At 71.7% G+C, this 18,406-nt stretch carries 16 protein-coding genes; 9 read left to right on the top strand and 7 right to left on the bottom strand.

Annotated elements, in window-relative coordinates:
- Positions 1-126 precede the first annotated feature (126 nt).
- The 4 genes from ACN20J_RS04810 (at position 127) to ACN20J_RS04795 (ending at position 4,575) form a co-directional block, all read left to right on the top strand.
- Positions 127-2,322: an alpha-N-acetylglucosaminidase gene (locus ACN20J_RS04810; protein WP_419665321.1), complete on the top strand. Its 2,196-nt coding sequence runs from the start codon at positions 127-129 to the stop codon at positions 2,320-2,322.
- A 53-nt stretch (positions 2,323-2,375) separates the two neighbouring features.
- Complete coding sequence (locus ACN20J_RS04805) at positions 2,376-3,128, top strand: GntR family transcriptional regulator (RefSeq protein ID WP_190228342.1); 753 nt, start codon at positions 2,376-2,378, stop codon at positions 3,126-3,128.
- 195 nt (positions 3,129-3,323) lie between these two features.
- Positions 3,324-3,965, top strand: coding sequence for an ATP-dependent Clp protease proteolytic subunit (locus ACN20J_RS04800; RefSeq protein ID WP_190228341.1), 642 nt, complete (start codon positions 3,324-3,326; stop codon positions 3,963-3,965).
- A gap of 1 nt (position 3,966) precedes the next feature.
- Positions 3,967-4,575, top strand: coding sequence for a ClpP family protease (locus ACN20J_RS04795; RefSeq protein ID WP_189839124.1), 609 nt, complete (start codon positions 3,967-3,969; stop codon positions 4,573-4,575).
- 45 nt (positions 4,576-4,620) lie between these two features.
- Here the strand turns inward: ACN20J_RS04795 and ACN20J_RS04790 are convergent, their stop codons facing one another.
- The 4 genes from ACN20J_RS04790 to ACN20J_RS04775 all read right to left on the bottom strand — a co-directional run bounded on the left by ACN20J_RS04790 (position 4,621) and on the right by ACN20J_RS04775 (position 8,696).
- Complete coding sequence (locus ACN20J_RS04790) at positions 4,621-5,067, bottom strand: helix-turn-helix domain-containing protein (protein WP_361997192.1); 447 nt, start codon at positions 5,065-5,067, stop codon at positions 4,621-4,623.
- Between the two features lie 126 nt (positions 5,068-5,193).
- The gene (locus ACN20J_RS04785; protein ID WP_189839126.1) at positions 5,194-6,198 is read right to left on the bottom strand and encodes a cation diffusion facilitator family transporter; all 1,005 of its coding nucleotides are present in this window, start codon (positions 6,196-6,198) and stop codon (positions 5,194-5,196) included.
- A gap of 139 nt (positions 6,199-6,337) precedes the next feature.
- On the bottom strand, positions 6,338-7,909 hold the full coding sequence (locus ACN20J_RS04780) for a CAP domain-containing protein (RefSeq protein WP_419668833.1): 1,572 nt from the start codon (positions 7,907-7,909) through the stop codon (positions 6,338-6,340).
- Between the two features lie 106 nt (positions 7,910-8,015).
- Positions 8,016-8,696 carry a TetR/AcrR family transcriptional regulator gene (locus ACN20J_RS04775; protein WP_190228339.1) on the bottom strand — a complete coding sequence of 227 codons (681 nt, stop codon included), beginning with the start codon at positions 8,694-8,696 and terminating at the stop codon, positions 8,016-8,018.
- Between the two features lie 120 nt (positions 8,697-8,816).
- Between ACN20J_RS04775 and ACN20J_RS04770 the strand changes: the two genes are divergently transcribed.
- On the top strand, positions 8,817-9,752 hold the full coding sequence (locus ACN20J_RS04770; RefSeq protein WP_419665320.1) for an SDR family oxidoreductase: 936 nt from the start codon (positions 8,817-8,819) through the stop codon (positions 9,750-9,752).
- Positions 9,753-9,813: 61 nt separating this feature from the next.
- Entirely contained in the window at positions 9,814-10,797 is a 984-nt protein-coding gene (locus tag ACN20J_RS04765; RefSeq protein WP_190228337.1) for an aldo/keto reductase, read from the top strand.
- Positions 10,798-10,941: 144 nt separating this feature from the next.
- Here the strand turns inward: ACN20J_RS04765 and ACN20J_RS04760 are convergent, their stop codons facing one another.
- Positions 10,942-12,162: an MFS transporter gene (locus ACN20J_RS04760; protein WP_419665319.1), complete on the bottom strand. Its 1,221-nt coding sequence runs from the start codon at positions 12,160-12,162 to the stop codon at positions 10,942-10,944.
- A gap of 64 nt (positions 12,163-12,226) precedes the next feature.
- On the opposite strand from ACN20J_RS04760, the gene ACN20J_RS04755 reads away from it, so the two are divergent.
- Positions 12,227-12,622, top strand: coding sequence for a MerR family transcriptional regulator (locus ACN20J_RS04755; protein WP_361891821.1), 396 nt, complete (start codon positions 12,227-12,229; stop codon positions 12,620-12,622).
- A gap of 7 nt (positions 12,623-12,629) precedes the next feature.
- Here ACN20J_RS04755 and ACN20J_RS04750 read toward each other — a convergent pair whose 3' ends face one another.
- Together ACN20J_RS04750 and ACN20J_RS04745 are read right to left on the bottom strand one after the other, a co-directional pair.
- Complete coding sequence (locus ACN20J_RS04750; protein WP_419665318.1) at positions 12,630-13,376, bottom strand: MBL fold metallo-hydrolase; 747 nt, start codon at positions 13,374-13,376, stop codon at positions 12,630-12,632.
- Between the two features lie 60 nt (positions 13,377-13,436).
- Positions 13,437-13,712, bottom strand: coding sequence for a YkvA family protein (locus ACN20J_RS04745; RefSeq protein ID WP_189839133.1), 276 nt, complete (start codon positions 13,710-13,712; stop codon positions 13,437-13,439).
- 167 nt (positions 13,713-13,879) lie between these two features.
- On the opposite strand from ACN20J_RS04745, the gene ACN20J_RS04740 reads away from it, so the two are divergent.
- Together ACN20J_RS04740 and ACN20J_RS04735 are read left to right on the top strand one after the other, a co-directional pair.
- A complete protein-coding gene (locus ACN20J_RS04740) occupies positions 13,880-15,082 on the top strand; it encodes an FAD-dependent monooxygenase (protein WP_361997254.1) in 1,203 nt (400 codons plus the stop codon).
- A 79-nt stretch (positions 15,083-15,161) separates the two neighbouring features.
- Positions 15,162-18,380, top strand: a complete 3,219-nt coding sequence (locus ACN20J_RS04735) for an amidohydrolase family protein (RefSeq protein ID WP_419665317.1) — start codon at positions 15,162-15,164, stop codon at positions 18,378-18,380.
- Positions 18,381-18,406: the final 26 nt, after the last annotated feature.

Genomic DNA, 18,406 nt, shown 5'->3' with positions numbered 1-18,406 from the left:
GGAGCCGTCCGCGTGGCTGTGGACCGTACCAGAGGGCCGTGCGACTGCCCAGTCCTCCGGACAAGTGTGCTGTCGCAATAGCTTTGTTCCTTGACCACCCCGCACACTCGTCCTAACCTGAGCCGCATGTGGTACGGACCACAGGCATCGGAGAACCAGACCGCCCGACAACTTCTCCAGCGGCTCCTAGGGGACAGGGCCGCGGAGTTCACCGCCGACGTCGTGCCCGTAGGGGACGGGCACGACGTCGGCAGGCCCGACTGGTTCGAGGTCGACGCCGGGCCGGGCGGTGTGGCGCTGCGCGGGTCCAGCGGTGTCGCGGTCGCCTCTGCGCTGCGCTGGTATCTGCGCACCGCCTGCCGGACGCAGATCACCTGGGACGCCCCCGTGCCCCGGCTGCCGGACCGTCTGCCCCGCACCGGCACGGCCGCCCGGACGACCTCTCCCTACCTCCACCGCTACCACTTCAACGTCTGCACCTTCGGCTACACCACGGCGTTCTGGGACTGGGCCCGCTGGGAGCGCCACATCGACTGGATGGCGCTGCACGGCGTGACCACACCGCTCGCGATGACCGGCGCGGAGGCCGCCTGGCAACGAGCCCTCCTGCGCACCGGCCTCGACGACGACACCGCCCGGCGCTTCCTCGGCGGCCCGGCCCACCTCCCGTGGAACTGGCTCGCCTCGCTCGACAGTTGGGGCGGACCACTGCCGCAGAGCTGGATCGACGGCCACGCGGACCTGGGCCGCCGCATCCTGGACCGGGAACGCGCGCTCGGCATGCGCCCCGTCCTCCAGGGCTTCTCCGGCCATGTGCCCCGCGAACTGATCGCCGACCGGGGCGCCCGCTCGACGACCCTTCCCTGGTGGGACTTCGAGGTCGGAGTCCTGGACCCGCGCGACCCACTGTTCGAGGAGTTCGGCACCGCGCTCCTGACCGAGCAGACCCGCCTCTTCGGCACCGACCACCTCTACGCGGCCGACCCCTTCATCGAGACGATTCCACCGGTGACCGACCCCGTCGGCATCGCCCGGGTCGCGCGGGCCGTGCACGGCGCCATGACCGCGGTGGACGACGAGGCCACCTGGGTGCTCCAGGCATGGCCCTTCTCCTACCGCTCCGACTACTGGACACCGGACCGGACCCGGGCCTTCCTCGACGCCATCCCGGACGACCGCATGCTGATCCTGGACCTGTGGGCCGAGCACAAGCCGGTCTGGCGGCACACCGACGGCTACCAGGGAAAGCCCTGGGTGTGGTGCATGCTCCACAGCCTGGGCGGACGGCCCGGGCTCTACGGCAAGCTGGACGAGATCGCCGCCGGCCCCGCCGAGGCGAGCACCGACGCACGCGGCGGTTCCCTCTCCGGAGTCGGCGCGAGCATGGAGGCCTTCGGCGGCGACCCGGTCCTGTACGAGCTGCTGGCGGACATCGCCTGGCACGGCTCGGTCAAGGACGTACGAGCGTGGCTGGAGAACTGGGCGGAGGCCCGGTACGGACGGCGACCCCCCGGCCTGCTGCGCGCCTGGGAACTGCTCCACGCCACCGTCTACGACGCGGACGGCCCAGGACCACCGGGCTCCGTCGTCGTCTGCCGTCCCACGTTGGAGGGAGACCTGCGCCCGGAGCTGCCGGTGCACCTGGCGGCGCCGCCCTCTCCGTCCGTGCCACCCGGCCTGGCCGAGGCGTGGACACTCCTGGTCGGTGAGGCGACGGAGGCGGACAGCGCGGGGCCGCTCGGCCGGGACCTGTGCGACGTCACCGCGCAGGTGCTCACCCACGTGGCGTGCGACCAGCAGCGGAGGGCGGCGGACGCGGCCCTGGCACGCGACGTCGACCGCTACCGAGCCGCCGCCACCGAACTCCTCACCACCATCGAGGACCTGGACACACTGCTGGCCACCCGCCCCGAGTACCGGCTGGACACCTGGCTCGCCGAAGCGCACAGCTGGGCGTCCACCCCCGCCGAGGCCGAACTGTACGAGGCCAACGCGCGACGCATCCTCACGGTCTGGGGACACTCCCGCAGCGAGCTGCACGACTACTCGGGCCGGCACTGGGCCGGCCTGGTCGGTTCGTTCTACCTCCCGCGCTGGCGACGCTGGTACGCGTACATCGCCGAGGCACTCGAAACCGGATCCCCTTACCGGGCCCAGGAGTTCGAGGCGTCCCTGATCGAATGGGAGGAGCGCTGGACCACCGAACGGAGTGACCGGACCGTTGAACGGAGTGAGAAGGCGACGCCCGGCCCGGACACCGCCGGGACGACCCTGGCCGTGGTGCGTACGCTGATGCCCCGTTACCGCGCCTTTCGGGGTTAGCGGACACGTGCGAACCGCGGAGTGATCGTGATGCTCAAGGACAGGCGCTGATTGTGACGCTCAAAGACAGCCGTAGGGACGACGGCCCGGACGCGGACTCCTACAAGACGGAGTCCTTCAAGCACGAGGCGCTGCGTCGGCTGCTCCAGGCCGACATCGCCCGGATGCGGCCCGACGAGGCACTTCCCACCGAACGGCAGCTCGCCGAGCACTACGACGTCAGCAGAGCGACCGCCCGGCGCGCGCTCCAGGCACTCCGCGAGGACGGCCTCATCCGCAGTGTGCGCGGCGTGGGCACCTTCGTCTCACACCCCCAGATCACCAAGACGTCGACGCTCACCTCGTTCTCCGAGGACCTGCGCTCGCGCGGCTACCACCCCAGCGCCGAACTCCTCGCCGCCGAGGTCGTCGAGGCCGACCTGCACCACGCCACGGCCCTCGGCGTCGACCCCGGCACAGCCCTGCACCGCATCGAACGGCTTCGCCTCGGCGACGACTTCCCCATCTGCCTGGAGACCGTCTACCTCTCCGCCGAACGCTTCCCGAGCCTGGACGAGTCACTCCTCAAGGGCTCCCTGTCCGAAGCGCTGCAGAACACCCACGGAGTCAGGGTGGTCCGGGCGACCCAGCAGATCCGGGCGGTGAACGTGACCGGCCGCCAGGCCCGCCTCCTCGGCGTCAAGGAGGGCTCCGCCGCCCTGCTCGTACGACGCACGGCGTTCGACGACACGGGGCATGTCGTGGAGTACGGCGAGTCGTTGTGCCGCGGCGATCTGTACGAGTTCTCGCTGGTGGTGACGAAGTAGCCCCTCCTTGCTCCGAGAGCCCTGTGACCTCTGGGGCCTCAGTGGACCCAGTGGACCCAGTGGGCTGAGTGGGCTTCGCGGCAGCTCTGCTGTTGGCGAATCTGCTGCGGGCCGAGATTCCTTCCGCGCCGCCGTCGTCCGGCCGAGGGTGGAGACACAGCGGTGATCCCGGCCGCGTCACCACAAGGAGGAGCGATGGCACGATTCAGCAGCACCCTGGAACCCAGGGCCGAGGAGGGGGACACCCCGCCGTCCCGGTTCGACGACCACCTCGCCGCCCAACTCCTCAACCAGCGCATCGTGTTCCTCGGCACGCAGGTCGACGAGGTCTCCGCCAACCGCGTCTGCGCACAGCTGCTTCTGCTCTCCGCGGAGGACTCGCGCACCGACATCGGCCTCTACATCAACAGCCCGGGCGGATCGGTGCACGCGGGCCTGGCGATCTACGACACGATGCGGCTCATCCCGAACGACGTGTCGACCCTCGCCATGGGCTTCGCCGCGAGCATGGGGCAGTTCCTGCTCACCGTCGGCACCCCGGGCAAGCGCTACTCGCTCCCGAACGCGCGGATCATGATGCACCAGCCCTCGGCAGGCATCGGCGGCACCACCGCCGACATCGCCATCCAGGCCGAGAACCTCCAGTTCACCAAGGAGACCATCGAGCGGATCACCGCCGAACACACCGGCCAGAGCGTGGAGACGATCGGCCGCGACGGCGACCGCGACCGCTGGTTCACGGCCGAACAGGCCAGGGAGTACGGCATGGTCGACCGGGTCGTCGAGTCCCTCGACGACGTCCGCCCGGCCTCCTCGAAGCGACGGATGGGACTCTGACATGAGCCAGTACACGATCCCGAGCGTGGTCGAGCGCACCCCGCAGGGCGAGCGCGCGTACGACATCTACAGCCGGCTGCTGTCCGAGCGGATCATCTTCCTCGGTACCGAGATCGACGACGGCGTCGCCAACGTCGTCATCGCGCAACTCCTCCACCTGGAGTCGTCCGCACCCGAGCGGGAGATCGCGATCTACCTCAACTCGCCCGGCGGATCGTTCACTTCACTGATGGCGATCTACGACACGATGGGCTACGTGGGCGCGCCGATCTCGACGTTCTGCGTCGGCCAGGCCGCCTCGACCGCCGCGGTGCTCCTGGCCGGGGGAGATCCCGGCCGGCGCTTCATCCTGGAACACGCGCGGGTGCTGCTCGGCCAGCCCGCGAGCGGCGGTGCGCGGGGCACGGTCTCCGACCTGAGCCTCCAGGCCAAGGAGATGATCCGCATCCGCTCCCAGGTCGAGGAGGTCCTGTCCCTGCACACCCACCACCCCGTCGAGACCCTGCGCGCCGACATGGACCGCGACAAGATCTTCACCGCGCGGGAGGCGGTGGCGTACGGACTGGCCGACGAGGTGCTCAGCCGACGGCTGGTGCCCGCGGCGGCCTGACGGGTGACGGGGCCGCCGCCGCGGAGCCCCAGCGGCCTCTGGGCCTCAGGCGGCGAGGCGGATGTCGCCCAGCCGGGACCGCGCCTCGGTGCGCCGGGGCGCGGTGCGGGACCCGGACCTGAGGGGCTGGGACGTCAGGGGCCGGGACCTGAGCGGCTGGGCCGGTCGCGCGAGCCGGCCGTGCGCCAGGGCGAGCAGATCGGCGAGGCCGAGCCCGAGTGCGTGCGCGGCGGCAGCGAGGACCTCGGACGAGGCCTCCTTGCGGCCCCGTTCCAGCTCGGAGAGGTACGGCATCGAGATCCGGGCCGCGTCGGCCACGTCCTTGAGCGTCCGCTCCTGGGCGAGCCGCTCACGCCGCAGCACGTCACCCACGACGTCACGCCACAACGGCTCCTTGGGTGCGGGCGCCTCCGGCGCTTCCGGCTTCACCGGCGCGGCCGGTACGGGTCGCAGGGGAATGACACGGGCTTCGTCGGACGCGTGGCTGCTCACCTCTCCACCCTAGAAAGCGCGGTGCGATTCGGGGAGGCCATCGCGTTCTGCCCTCGGCGAAGCCCGTCCGGTGAAGTCCGTCCGGTGAAGCCCGGGCTCGTGAACTCCCGCCCGTCTTCTCAGGTTTCAGTGGGCGTGCGGTTCGTCGCGGTGTACCGGGCCGTGCGGGGCCTCGCAGTGCGAGCCGTCGTCGTAGGCGGCCCCGGTGCGGACCTCCAGGACCTCGGACGGGGCGTGGTCGACCTGGAGGGTGGTGTGGGTGATCTCGTGGTCGCTCTGCAGGATCTTCTCCAGGTCCCGGCGCACGGTGTGGCAGTCCGCGACGGGCTCGACCAGGACGTGCGCCGACAGTGCCGGCTGCCCCGACGTGATGGTCCACACGTGCAGGTCGTGCACCTCGGAGACCGAGGGGTGCGCGACCAGCTGGTCACCGATGTCGTCCGGATCGAGGTGCGCGGGCGCCGCCTCCAGGAAGATCCGCCCCGACTCCCGTACGAGTCCGTAGCCTGCCTTGAACATGAGGGCCACCACGACCAGCGTGGCGATGGCGTCGGCCCGCGCGAATCCCGTCAGCAGCACGATGAGACCGGCGATCGCGGTACCGATGAACGCGAACAGGTCGTTGAGTATGTGCTGGTAGGCGCCCTCGACGTTGAGCGAGGAGCGGTTGGCCTTCGAGATGCACCAGGCCGCCGCGATGTTCACCACGATCCCCGCCAGGGCCGTGCCGAACACCAGCCCGCCCTCCACCTCGGGCGGGTCGATCAGCCGCCGCACCGCCTCGTACGCCAGCCAGGCGCCGAGCAGCAGCAGCGTGAGCCCGTTCGCCTGCGCGGAGAGGATCTCGGCGCGCTTGAGGCCGTACGTGAAGCCGCCGCGGGCCGGCCGCGCGGCCAGCCGCATCGCGATGAGCGCCAGCACGATGGACACGGCGTCCGTCAGCATGTGCGCCGCGTCGGAGATCAGGGCGAGCGACTGGGCCAGGATGCCGATGACGACCTCGGCCGCCATGAACGTGGTGATCAGCGTCAGCGCGATCGCGAGCCAGCGGCGGTCGGCGTCCACCGACACACCGTGCGAGTGCCCCGCGTGCCCGTCCGACCCGTGGTGGTCGTGGTGCGCGCTGGTCATGTGTGTCCCCCTCGATGCGGTGTCCGACTCCCGCAGTGAAGCGCACCTCGCGGAGATCGGCAAAGGCTGCACCGGTGACCGTTGTCATCATCGTTAACAGGCCTCTGACCTGCGGCGAAGATTTCCCGGCGGGGTCGGGTCAGGCGCCGAAGAGCTGTGTCCAGTACGTGCCCGCCGAGCCGCCGCCCGCGAAGCCGACGCCTATGTGGGTGAAGGCCGGCTTGAGGATGTTGGCGCGGTGGCCGGGGCTGTCCATCCAGCCCTGTACGACCTCGGCGGCGGAGCGCTGGCCGCACGCGATGTTCTCGCCGATGGTGCGGCGGGTGCTGCCGGCCGCCGCGGCCCGGTGCCAGGGTTCGCTGCCGTCGGGGGAGGTGTGGGAGTAGAACGCGCGGGCCACCATGTCCGCGCTGTGCGCCTGCGCCGCGTTGGTGAGCAGGGGGTCCACGGACAGTGGTCGCAGACCGGCCCGGGCCCGCTCGGCGTTGGTGAGCGTGACGACCTCCGCGGCCGTCTGCGCCAGCCCGGCGGGGGTGAGGGGCCGGGCCCACAGCGCCGTCCAGTAGAGGGTGCCGGAGCGGCCGTCGGGCACGTACGCCACACCGGCCTCGGTGAACGCTGGGTCGTGGATCGTGCGCCGGGACTGCTCTCCGGACAGGCAGTACTCCACAAACTCCGCGGCGTCGCGCGGGCCGGAGACCAGGTGCTCGCCGACCGTGAGATACGCGTAGCCGCTCGCGGTGAGGCGCTGGTAGACCGAGAGCCCGTCCGCGCCCTCGGAGCCCAGGCTGCCCCGCGCGGCCATGCCCGCGGCGTGCGTGTGCGCCGCGGCGGTGAGGCGGGCCTCGAGGGACACGGGCGGGGCGCCGACGGAGGCGCGGGCCGAGTTCACGAGGCGGAGGAAGCCGTCGGCGGCGGGCCCCGCGACAGCGGGAGCGGCGGCAGAAGCCCCTCCGGCCGAAGCGCTGCCGGTGTTCCAGGCGGCGTTCCCGGCGGGCGTGCGTCCGGTGGCCCCGGCCGGGGGACGAGCCGTGCTCCCGGCCGTGGGACGACTCGTGCTGGCCGTCGGAGTGCGACCGGAGCTCCCGGCCGGAGTGGGACCCGAGCCCCGGAGCCGTCCGAGCCCGGCACGCGCGGCGTTGAGGGCCGTCGCGACACCGGCGCCCCTGGAACCGGGGGCGCCGGAGCTCCCGGGAGCCGTACCGCCGCCCGCCCCCGCGTCGGCGTCGGCGTCCTCGCTCACGTCGACCCCGAAGTCCCGGGCTATCCCGGCGAGTCCGTCCGCGTACCCCTGTCCCAGGGCACGCAGTTTCCAGGCGGTCCCGCGGCGGTAGATCTCGGCGAGCAGCAGCACGGTCTCCTGCTGGGGGCGGGGCGGGGTGAAGCGGGCGAGCACAGCGCCGCCCGGGCCGGTCACGCGCAGGGTCGGAGCGGGCAGCCGGCCCAGTGCGGTGCCCGGCTCGGCGGGGCTGATGACGACGGTGACGCGGCTAGCCCCGGTTCGCAGCGCGGGCGGGTCCACGGTGAGGGTCTCGCCGTGCAGCCGCGCACCGGGGGCGGTCGGCTGGTTGTAGAACACGAAGTCGCCGTCGCCGCGCACCTTGCCGCTGTCGTCCGTGATGAGCGCGGACACGTCGAACGGACCGGGCACATGAAGGGTCAGCGTGCCGCCGGGCAGGGGCAGATTGCCGCCGGGAACCAACTCGCTCATCGTGCCGCCTGTCGGGGTGCTGGTCACTGTGCCCGCCCCGAGGGGCGCTGCACGGACAACGTCCCACGGGTGCGCGCGGGTTCCTGAGCCCCGGCCCCCGCTTCTGTCAGCCTGCCGCCCGTGCCAACAGGCCGGACAGCAGGACCTCGAGCGACTCCCGCAGGGCCGTGGTGAAGTCGAGGCGCAGGACCGCCAGTTCGGGATCGGACTCGTAGGCCGCGAGCACGGCGGGCGACGGGTGCGCGTGCGGCCAGGCGGCCGTGACCACCATGAGCGCACCGGCGATGAACCGTACGGCGTCCTCCTCGTCGAGTTCGGGCACGTGCGCGCGGACCCGCTGCGCCAGGGCGAAGACATGCGCGATGGTGGCGCGCTTGTACTCGGCGGCGACCTCCGTCGACACGTTCCGCTCCAGGACCGCGGCCTGTGCGCTGATCAGGTCGCACAGCACCGGACGCTCGGCGAACGCGTCCGTCATGACCGCGGCGAGCCGGTCGGCCCGCTCGGTCACCGGCGCGTCGGCGTCGACGGCCTCGGGCAGCGCGGTGCCGAGGTGCTCCAGCAGTTCCTGCGACGCGGTGCCGAGCAGCTCCAGGAGGACGGCCTCGCGGGACTCGAAGTAGCGCAGCACATTCGACTTCGCGAGCCCCACCCGGCGGCTCAGTTCGTTGAGGCTCACCTGCGCCACGGGCATCTCGCCGAGCATCGCGGCCGTGGTGTCCAGGATCGCCTTGCGGCGCACGGCGCGCTGCTCCTCGCTGCGGGCGCGCTGGAAGGTGTTTGCCATGCACGCAGTCTACAGACCCCCGGTCTGTTGTTATCGGACCGGCGGTCTGCTAACTTGAAATGCAACAGACCGCCGGTCTCCTATCCCTTGGAGTGCCGTGCGAACACCGAAGGAGTCATCGTGGCCACCTCATATGTCGTCCCCGACCAGACCGGGAAATTCGCCGTCGTCACCGGTGCCAACAGCGGCACGGGCAAGGAGACCGCACGTCGCCTCGCGGAGGCCGGTGCCCGCGTCGTCCTGGCGGTGCGGACCGTCGCCAAGGGCGAGCAGGCCCGCGCCGAGATCCTGGCCCGGCACCCGCACGCACATCTGGAGGTGCGGCGCGTCGACCTGGCGGACCTGGCCTCCGTCGAGGCGTTCGCCGACGGGATCCTGGCCGACGGCACCCCGCTCGACCTGCTCGTGAACAACGCCGGAGTGATGGCCCCGCCCACCCGGATGACCACCGCCGACGGCTTCGAACTCCAGATGGGCAGCAACTACCTCGGCCCGTTCGCCCTCACCGTCCGGCTGCTGCCCGCCCTGCTCGCCGCACCCGCGCCGCGCGTGGCCACCATGAGCAGCGGCACGGCCAACTACGGCCGCATCCACTTCGACGACCTCCAGTGGGAGCGTCGCCGCTACAGCTCCAACCTGTCGTACGCCCAGTCCAAGCTCGCCGACCTGATGATGGCCCGGCAGCTGGCCGACATCGCCGCGGAGCGCGGCTGGAACCTGCTGAGCACGGCCGCCCACCCCGGCTACACCGTGACCAACCTCCAGAGCGCGGGCGCGAGCCTCGGCCGTGACAAGCCGAAGCGATCGCTGCTCACCGCGCTCGACTTCCTGCCCAAGCAGCAGGTCGAGGAGGGCGCCGAACCGCTGCTGTACGCCGCCACGAGCCCCGAGGCGACGGCAGGCGCGTACTACGGCCCGGGCGGCAGGTTCGGGCTGGTCGGCCCGACCGCCACCGCCCGCATCACGCGCCGCGCCCTCGACACCGAGGCGAACCGCCGGCTGTGGACCGAGGCCGAGCGCCTCACCGGAGTCGCCCTCACCGCGGCCGTCGCCTGAACGGGCCCGCCGTACGGGGGCTGAGTCCGAGGAATCCGGGACCGGGTGCCAGACTGCCCCCATGGATGAGCGCGTATTCGGCAGGTCAGGACAGCAGGCATCGGTCGTGGGACTCGGCACATGGCAACTCGGTGCCGACTGGGGCGACGTGGACGACAAGGAAGCCCTCGCGGTCCTGGAGGCCGCCGCCGAGTCGGGCGTGACGTTCTTCGACACGGCCGACGTGTACGGGGACGGGCGCAGCGAGGCGACCATCGCCACCTTCGTGCAGAGCAGGCCCGACCTGCATGTGCTGGTCGCGACCAAGATGGGCCGCCGGGTCGACCAGATTCCCGAGAACTACGTACTCGACAACTTCCGTGCCTGGAACGACCGTTCGCGCCGCAACCTCGGCGTCGACCGCATCGACCTGGTGCAGCTGCACTGCCCGCCGACCCCCGTCTACTCGTCGGACGAGGTGTTCGACGCCCTCGACACCCTGGTCGAGGAGGAGCGGATCGCCGCGTACGGCGTGAGCGTCGAGACCTGTGACGAGGCGCTGACCGCCATCGCCCGGCCGGGTGTGGCCAGCGTGCAGATCATCCTCAACCCGTTCCGTATGAAGCCCCTCCAGCGGGTCCTGCCCGCGGCGCGGGAGGCCGGCGTCGGCATCATCGCCCGCGTGCCCCTCGCCTCCGGGCTGCTCTCCGGCAAGTACACGAAGGACACGGTCTTCGCGGAGAACGACCACCGTACGTTCAACCGCCACGGTGAGGCCTTCGACCAGGGCGAGACCTTCTCCGGCGTCGACTACACGACCGGTGTCGAGGCTGCCGCCGAGTTCTCCGGGCTCGCCCCGGAGGGCGTCACCCCGGCCCAGCTGGCGCTCGCCTGGATCGTCCAGCAGCCCGGCGTCACCACGGTCATCCCCGGCGCCCGCTCGCCCGAGCAGGCCCGCGCGAACGCGGCGGCCGGCAAGCTGGCGCCCCTGTCGTCGGAGACGCTGACCGCGATCTCCGACCTGTACGACCGGCGCATCAAGGAGCAGGTGGAAGCGCGCTGGTAGTTGTCGGCCGCGCGGGTCGTTCCGGGCCGAACGTGGACTGTTGTCCGCGGGTGGTTCTGGGCTGAGCGCGCAGTTCCCCGCACCCCTTGTCGGGGGCCTGCGGGGAACTGCGCCACAAGCCATGGAAGCCCCGCAGCCTCAGAACTACCGCTCGCCCCCGGCAGGGAACCCCCGCCCCCGGGCCACCACAACCACCACCGGAATCAGCAACAACAACACGCTCCACGGGAGCGAACCCGTGCCGAGGTGGTCGAGAAGGACGCCTCCGGCCACCCCGCCTCCGGCCATAGCCGCGTTCCACAGTGTGACGAGCGCGGCTTGCGCGGCGTCGGCAGAGTCGCCGCCCGCGTCGGTCACGGCCGTCTGCAACAGAGTGGGGGCACCTCCCCAGCCGAGGCCCCACAGCGCCACGGCGGCGTAGACGAGGGCGGGGCTGTCGGCCGGCACGGCCAGGAGTGCGGCCGACACGGCGACGAGCAGCGCGCTCGCGAGCGTCAGGGCACGCAGCCGCCGGTCGATGCGCGCACCCACGAACCAGATGCCGGCCAGGGACGCGACGCCGAACACCAGCAGTACGAGATCCGTCGAGCCGCGCATGCCCAGCCCGTCCAGGAACGTGGCGATGTACGTGTACAGGATCGTGTGGGCCAGGACGAAGACCAGCGTGACGAACAGGACCGGTGTCACACCCGGAACCGTCAGGACCCGCAGCACCGGGACCCGGCCCGCCGCCCCTCGCCTCTGACCGGGCTGGTCCGGAACGCCCGCCGCGATCCAGCCGAGCAGCGCGACCGCGAGCACGGTCATCAGCGTGAACGTCACCCGCCAGCCGAGCACTTCGCCGAGGAAGGTCCCCGCGGGCACCCCCAGCGACAGCGCGACCGGTATGCCCGTCATCACGATCGCTATCGCCCTGCCCTGCAGATGGGCGGGCGCCAGCCGGCGGGCGTACCCGGCGAGCAGCGCCCAGGCCAGGCCCGCGGCCACACCGGCGACGAACCGGGCCGCCATGGTCAGGGAGTAGTCGGTGGAGACCGCGGTCACCGTGTTGGCGGCGGCGAACCCCGCCATCGCCGTGAGCAGCAGCCGTTTGCGCCGCCATCCCGCGGTGGCTGCGGACAGGGGGATCGCGGTGAGTGCGGTGCCGATCGCGTAGACGGTGACCGACTGCCCCATCGCGGACTCACCGACGCCGAGGTCGGCACTCATCGCGGGCAGCACGCCCGCCGGCAGCGTCTCGGTGAGGCTCGTGACGAAGACGGCCGTGGCCAGGGCGAGGAGCGCGGCGAGAGGGAGCCCGCCGTGCCTCTCGGCTCCCTCGGCCGGCTCGGAGGAACCGGTCGGTTCTGTGGTGTGGGTGCTCATGCCGCGTATGCTCGAACCCTCACATAGATGTGAAGGTCAAGCGGCGAAGTGCGAGGTCGGTCGGATGCGGATCGGAGAGCTGTCGGAACGCACCGGCATCCCACGGCGGTTGCTGCGCTACTACGAGGAGCAGGGGCTGATCACGCCCGAGCGCTGCGAGAACGGCTACCGCTCCTACGACGAACGCCTCGTGGACCGTGTCCAGCAGATCCGGGGACTGCTCGACGCCGGACTGCCGACCCGGATCATCAAGCAGATCCTGCCCTGCCTCGACGGGCCCGGCACCATCCACTTCCCCGATCCGACCCCGGAGATGCTGACCACGCTGGAGCTCGAACTCGACCGCATGACCCGTCGCATCGACTGCCTCGCCCGCAACCGGGACGCGATCGCCGCATACCTGGAAGTGGTACGCGGCGACGGTCGGCCGATGGGCGACGGTCGGACCGTGGAAGCCTGATATCGGGTCAGGCGGCCCGTTCCCGGGCCCGCTGGGCCGCCTCGCGTACGGAACCGCGGTGCACGGGACCGTGACCGGGCAGCAGGACGTCACCCGAGAGCGCCTCGAAGGTGTCCAGTGAGGACAGCGCACCGGGGAGATCCCGGTGGAACATGGTGGGCAGCAACTGCGGGCCGCTCGCCCGTGAGGTGGGGTGTCCGCTGACGAGCCCGTCGCCCGATATGACGACGCCCGCGTCCGGCAGATGGAAGGCGCAGTGGCCCGCCGTGTGGCCGGGGGTGTGCACGGGAACGGGGCGACCGGGCAGGTCGAGAGCGCCTTCACCGGGGAACGGCTGCGGCTCGGTCACCGGGACGTGGGCGGTGCCGCCGGAGCGCAGCGCGTGCACGGCCCACGGCACCACGCCGGGCCGCCAGGCGTTCTGCAGCACCTTGCCGATGGTCACCTGATGGAGGAAGTCCCGGCGCGCGTGCGGGACTTCGGCCTCATGGGCGTACACCGGCGTGCCGTACGTACTGCTGAGGTACTCCGCCGAGCCGATGTGGTCGTTGTGGGCGTGCGTGACGAGTACGGCCGCGACCGCTTCGGGTGAACTGCCCACGGCCGACAGGGAGGCGAGGACGCTCTCGCGGTCTCCGGGGTAGCCCGTGTCCACGAGGGTGACGGCGTCCCCCTCCGTGAGAATCACCCAGTTGGTGTTGCTGCCGTGTACCAGATGGATGCCGTCGGCGACTTGATGGATGTCTGCCTGCATGATCGTCCCGACCTAGAGGTCCTGCCTGACGGAACACAGCCAAGCAGATCCGCGGGCACCTCAGCGCAGGGGGTCGGACGAAGCGCGCATCGACCGCAGTGCCAGGAGCAGTACGCCGATGTCGTCGAAATAGGCGGGGTCGGGCATGAGATCGGTCGGCAGCACGACGTAGGCGACCGCTCCCCAGAAGACCCAGCGGGGACCGGTCGGCAGCCCGGCCCGACGGAGGTCCCGGCGGGTACGGACCAGCCGGACCAGCAGGACGACCGCCGCCCCGAGGGCCACCGCCAGCACGGCCGCGACGACGAGAACCAGAATCCATGTGTTGGTGTCCATCAGCCCTTCCCCGACTCGTCCGCTGCTCCTCTTCGAATGCCCAGGTTCGCCCGCTTCACCACCGGCGAGCCGGTCCGACACGCGGCGCGGGACGTCGGCATGCCCCCGGTCGCCCCCCTACTCTGTGCTGTCGATTGATCACCTTGAGCGAACAGTGGGGTGCGCGTGTGAAGATCGCCTGCGTCGGCGGTGGGCCCGCCGGTCTGTACTTCTCGATCCTGATGAAGCTTCAGGACCCGGACCACGACATCACGGTCCATGAACGGAACCCGGCCGGTTCGACCTACGGATGGGGGGTGACGTACTGGGGGAGCCTGCTCGACAAACTGCACGAGGGCGACCCGGAGTCGGCGCGCGCCGTCAAGGAGAACTCGGTCCGCTGGAGCGACGGGGTCGCGCACGTCGGCGACCGCACGACGACGCACCACGGCGACGAGGGCTTCGGCATCGGCCGCCGGCAGCTGCTGGACCTCCTCGCCGAGCGCGCCCGGTCCTTGGGCGTACGCGTCGAGTACGAGAACGAGATCGCCGACGGTGACCGACTGCCCGACGCCGACCTGGTCGTGGCCTGCGACGGCGTCCACAGCGGGGTACGCGAGCGGCACTCCGACCACTTCGGCCCGGAGGTCGGGCTCGGCCGGAACAAGTACATCTGGCTGGGCACCACGAAGGTCTTCGACGCGTTCACCTTCGCCTTCGTGGAGACACCGCACGGCTGGATCTGGTGCTACGCCTACGGGTTCAGCGCGGACCACAGCACCTGTGTCGTCGAGTGCTCCCCGGAGACCTGGTCGGGCCTCGGGCTCGACGGGGCCGACGAGACGGAGGGCCTCGTCCGCCTCCAAGAGCTCTTCGTCAAGCTGCTGGACGGCCATCGGCTGATCGGCCGGGCGAACACCGGTGGCAGCGCGCAGTGGCTGAACTTCCGCACCCTCACCAACCGTGCCTGGTCCCACGGCAACGTCGTCCTGCTCGGCGACGCCGCCCACACCACGCACTACTCCATCGGCGCGGGCACCACCCTCGCCCTGGAGGACGCCATCGCACTCGCGCACTCCCTGCGCGCGGAGCCCGAACTCGCCCCCGCCCTCGTGGCGTACGAGAAGAAGCGCAAAGCGGAGCTGCTGTCGGTGCAGAGCGCGGCCCGGCACAGCGCCCAGTGGTACGAGAGCCTGCCGCGCTACATCGGCCTGCCTCCGGCGCAGATGTTCGCGCTCCTGGGTCAGCGGCACTCCCCGCTGCTGCCGTACGTCCCCCCGCAGCTGTACTACCGGATCGACCGGGCGGCGGGACAGCTCGAAGCACTGCGCAGACTCAAGCGGTGGCTGGGCCCGAAGGTCGCGCGGACCCTGCACTCGAAGAGAGGCTGACGCCTCGTCAACGTCCCACCCTTTTGGCGAGAATGGCGGTGTTGCTCACGCGCCGGGAGATGCGCGAGCGTTCTGAGTCATGGACCGTGACCGGAGCAACGCCGCCTTCACTCCTGCCTTCTCCCTCCCCCTCTCCCTTTCCCGTCGTCAACTCCTCGCGGCCGCGGGCGCCGCCGGTGCCGTCACCGCCATGGGCGTCGCACCGGCCGCGGCGCAGCCGCCCGGCGAGCTCTCGCTGTCCTTCACGGCGGCCACCAACGGCTCGGCGACCCTCGCGCCTGGCGGGGACCGGCTGATCGCCGAGGTCCAGAACGTGCTGTGGTCCCTCCCGCGCGCCGGCGGCAAGGCCGTCCCGCTCACCCCCGCGGACCTCGAACCGAACAGGCCCGTGCACGCCCCCGACGGCAAGCTCATCGCCTTCTGCGCCTACCGGGGCGGCGGCTTCCACATCTGGACGATGCGGCCCGACGGCTCGGACGTACGACAGCGCACCGACGGGCCCTGGGACGACCGGGGACCGGCATGGTCGCCCGACGGCACCCGGATCGCCTTCGCCTCCGAGCGCGGCGGCGACCAGGTGACCGGCAGCCCGTACCGCATCCATGTACTGGACCTGCGCACCGGTGACATCGCCCGGGTGACCGGTCTGCCGGACCAGGAGGGTCCGTCGCAGGAAGGGGCCTGGGAGGACTTCGACTCCACCTGGTCGCCGGACGGGAAGCGGATTCTCTTCGTCCGGGCGAAGGGCGTCACCACCGCAAACGGCCTCGGACTCGACGCCCGGACCGTCGCCGCCGTCCCCGCCTCGGGCGCGGGCCCGGTCGTCGTGGAGCACACCGAGACAGCGGCAGCCCAGATCCTGACCCCCGCCCTCGCGGCCGACGGACGCCGTCTGGCGTATCTGCGGACCACCGCGTCACCCAACGGCTCATGCACGCTCGTCGTCGACGGCGAACCCGTCGCGGTCGCCGGGGACATCGCGCCGGTGCCGCCCCGCTGGACGCCCGAGGGCGAGCTGCTGCTCACGGTGGACGGCCGCTTCACCGTCGTGCGACCGGAGAAACCGGCGGAGGTGGACGCGATCCCCTTCGAGGGCGTACTGCCCGTGGACCGGCCGCGCTACAGGATCAAGGAGTACGACCTGGGGGAGGCGGGACGGGCGCGGCCGGTGCGGGGCATCCACCTGCCCGCGCTCTCGCCCGACGGGCGGCAGATCGCCTTCGCCGCCCTCAACTCGCTGTGGCTGGGGCAGAGTTCGGGCGGCCGACCGCCGGAGCGGCTGCGTCGCGCGGAGCCCACCACCTACCTGCTGGGCCCCTCCTGGGCGCGCGACGGCCGTTCACTGCTGTACGCGGACGACCGCGACGGGCTGCTCGGTGTGTACCGGCGAGATCTGGCCACCGGCGAGGAGACCGCGCTCGCCACCGGCGGCCGGGTGCACCCGGCGCTCTCGCCCGACGGGAAACGGCTCGCCTGCCTCGACATGAGCGGGCGGCTCGTCGTCCGGGACCTCGCGGCCGGTGCGGAACAGGTGCTGGCCGCGCCGCTCGGCGCGGGCGGACTGCCCGGCCGGCCCAGTTGGTCACCGGACGGCCGCTACCTCGCCCTCTGCGACCGCAACCGCCTCAACCTCCGCTTCCGGGAGGGCTACAACCTCGTCCGCGTCGTCGACACCACGACCGGCACGGACGGTCTGCACACGGTCGACTCGCACGTCTCGCTCTCCGACCGGTACGACTCGGGGCCCGTATGGTCGCCCGACGGACACTGGATGGCGGTGATCGCCGAGTCCGCGCTGTGCCTGCTGCCCGTCGAACCCGACGGCACCCCGCGAGGCGCCCTGCGTACCCTCACCACCGAACCGGCCGACCACCCTTCCTGGTCCGGCGACTCGAAAACCCTGCTGTACCTCTCCGGCACCCGACTGCGGCTCATCGGCGTCGACGGCGGCCCGGCCCGTACCGTCCGCGTGCCGCTCGACCAGCGCAGACCCGCACCGGCCGACACGGTGGTGCACGCCGGCCAACTGTGGGACGGCACCGGCGAGTCCGTACGGGACGACGTCGACATCGTCGTACGCGGCGGACGCGTCACCGCCGTCGAACCGCACCGCCGACGCGCGGCGCTCCGCCAGATCGACGCCTCCGAGCGGACCGTAGTGCCCGGGCTGTGGGACACGCACACCCACCCGTGGCAGGTCACCTACGGGGGCCGGCAGACCGTCGGCCAGCTCACCTACGGCATCACGACCGCCGTGTCCCTCGGCGGATTCGCCTACGAACAGGCCCGTATCCGCGAGGCGGTGACGTCGGGTCAGCTCGCCGGGCCCCGCCTCCTGACCACCGGCGAACTGCTCGACGGCTCCCGGGTCGCGTACAGCATGGGGCGGGCCCACCGCACCCGGGACGGGCTGCGGCGCTCACTGGAACGGGGCGCCGCGCTGGACTGGGACTTCGTCAAGACCTATGTACGGGCACCGAGTTGGGTCATGGAGGAGGCGGCCCGGTTCGGTCACGAGCGGCTCGGTGTGCGCTCGGGCAGCCATCTGCTCTCGCCCGGCGTGCAGTTGGGCCAGGATCTGACGACCCATCTGCAGGCCACCCAGCGCTACGAGTCCGGGCACGCGATCACCGCTTCCGGGCGCGCCTACCAGGACCTGCTGGAGATCTACACGGCACGCGGCGTCAACTTCGGCCTGATCGCCACGCCGTTCACCTCCGCGCCGCTCCTCGGCGCGGATCCCGGGCTCGCCGACGATCCCCGGGTCACCGCCGTGATGCCGCCCTGGGACGCCGCTCTGGTCCGGCAGGGTGCGGGCGTGCCACCGACCGCGGCCCAACTCGCCACCCTGCGCACGGAGACGGACATCTATCGGCGGATCCTGGCCGCCGGAGGCATCGTCGCCCTTGGCACCGATCAGCCGCTCGTCGCCGTCGGCCTCTCGCTCCACATCGGCCTGCGTGCGCTGCACCGGGGCGGCCTGTCCCCGGCGGCGGCCCTGCGCACCGTGACCGTGCTGCCCGCCCGCCTCTTCGGCGTCGACGACGACCTCGGCACGGTCGAGCCCGGCAAACTCGCCGACCTGACCATCGTGGACGGCGACCCGTTCGAGAACTTCGACACGCTCGTACGAACCGTCTCCGTACTCCGGGGCGGGGTGCCGTACACGACGGTCGACCTCGTAGCCGCGTACAAGCCGGTCTCCGAACGCGCGGCACGCCACGCGGCGGGCGAGGACGACTGGCTGGACGTCGGACGGCTGATGCGCCGGGACGGCTGCTGCGACCCGGGCTTCTGACCGCCGCGATGCGGCTGGCCCGCCCG

The sequence above is a fragment of the Streptomyces sp. 2-1 genome (assembly GCF_048564895.1).
Lineage (GTDB): Bacteria > Actinomycetota > Actinomycetes > Streptomycetales > Streptomycetaceae > Streptomyces > Streptomyces phaeochromogenes.
Note: the sequence above shows the minus strand (reverse complement) of the source record. Positions and strands in the feature narration are given on the sequence as shown.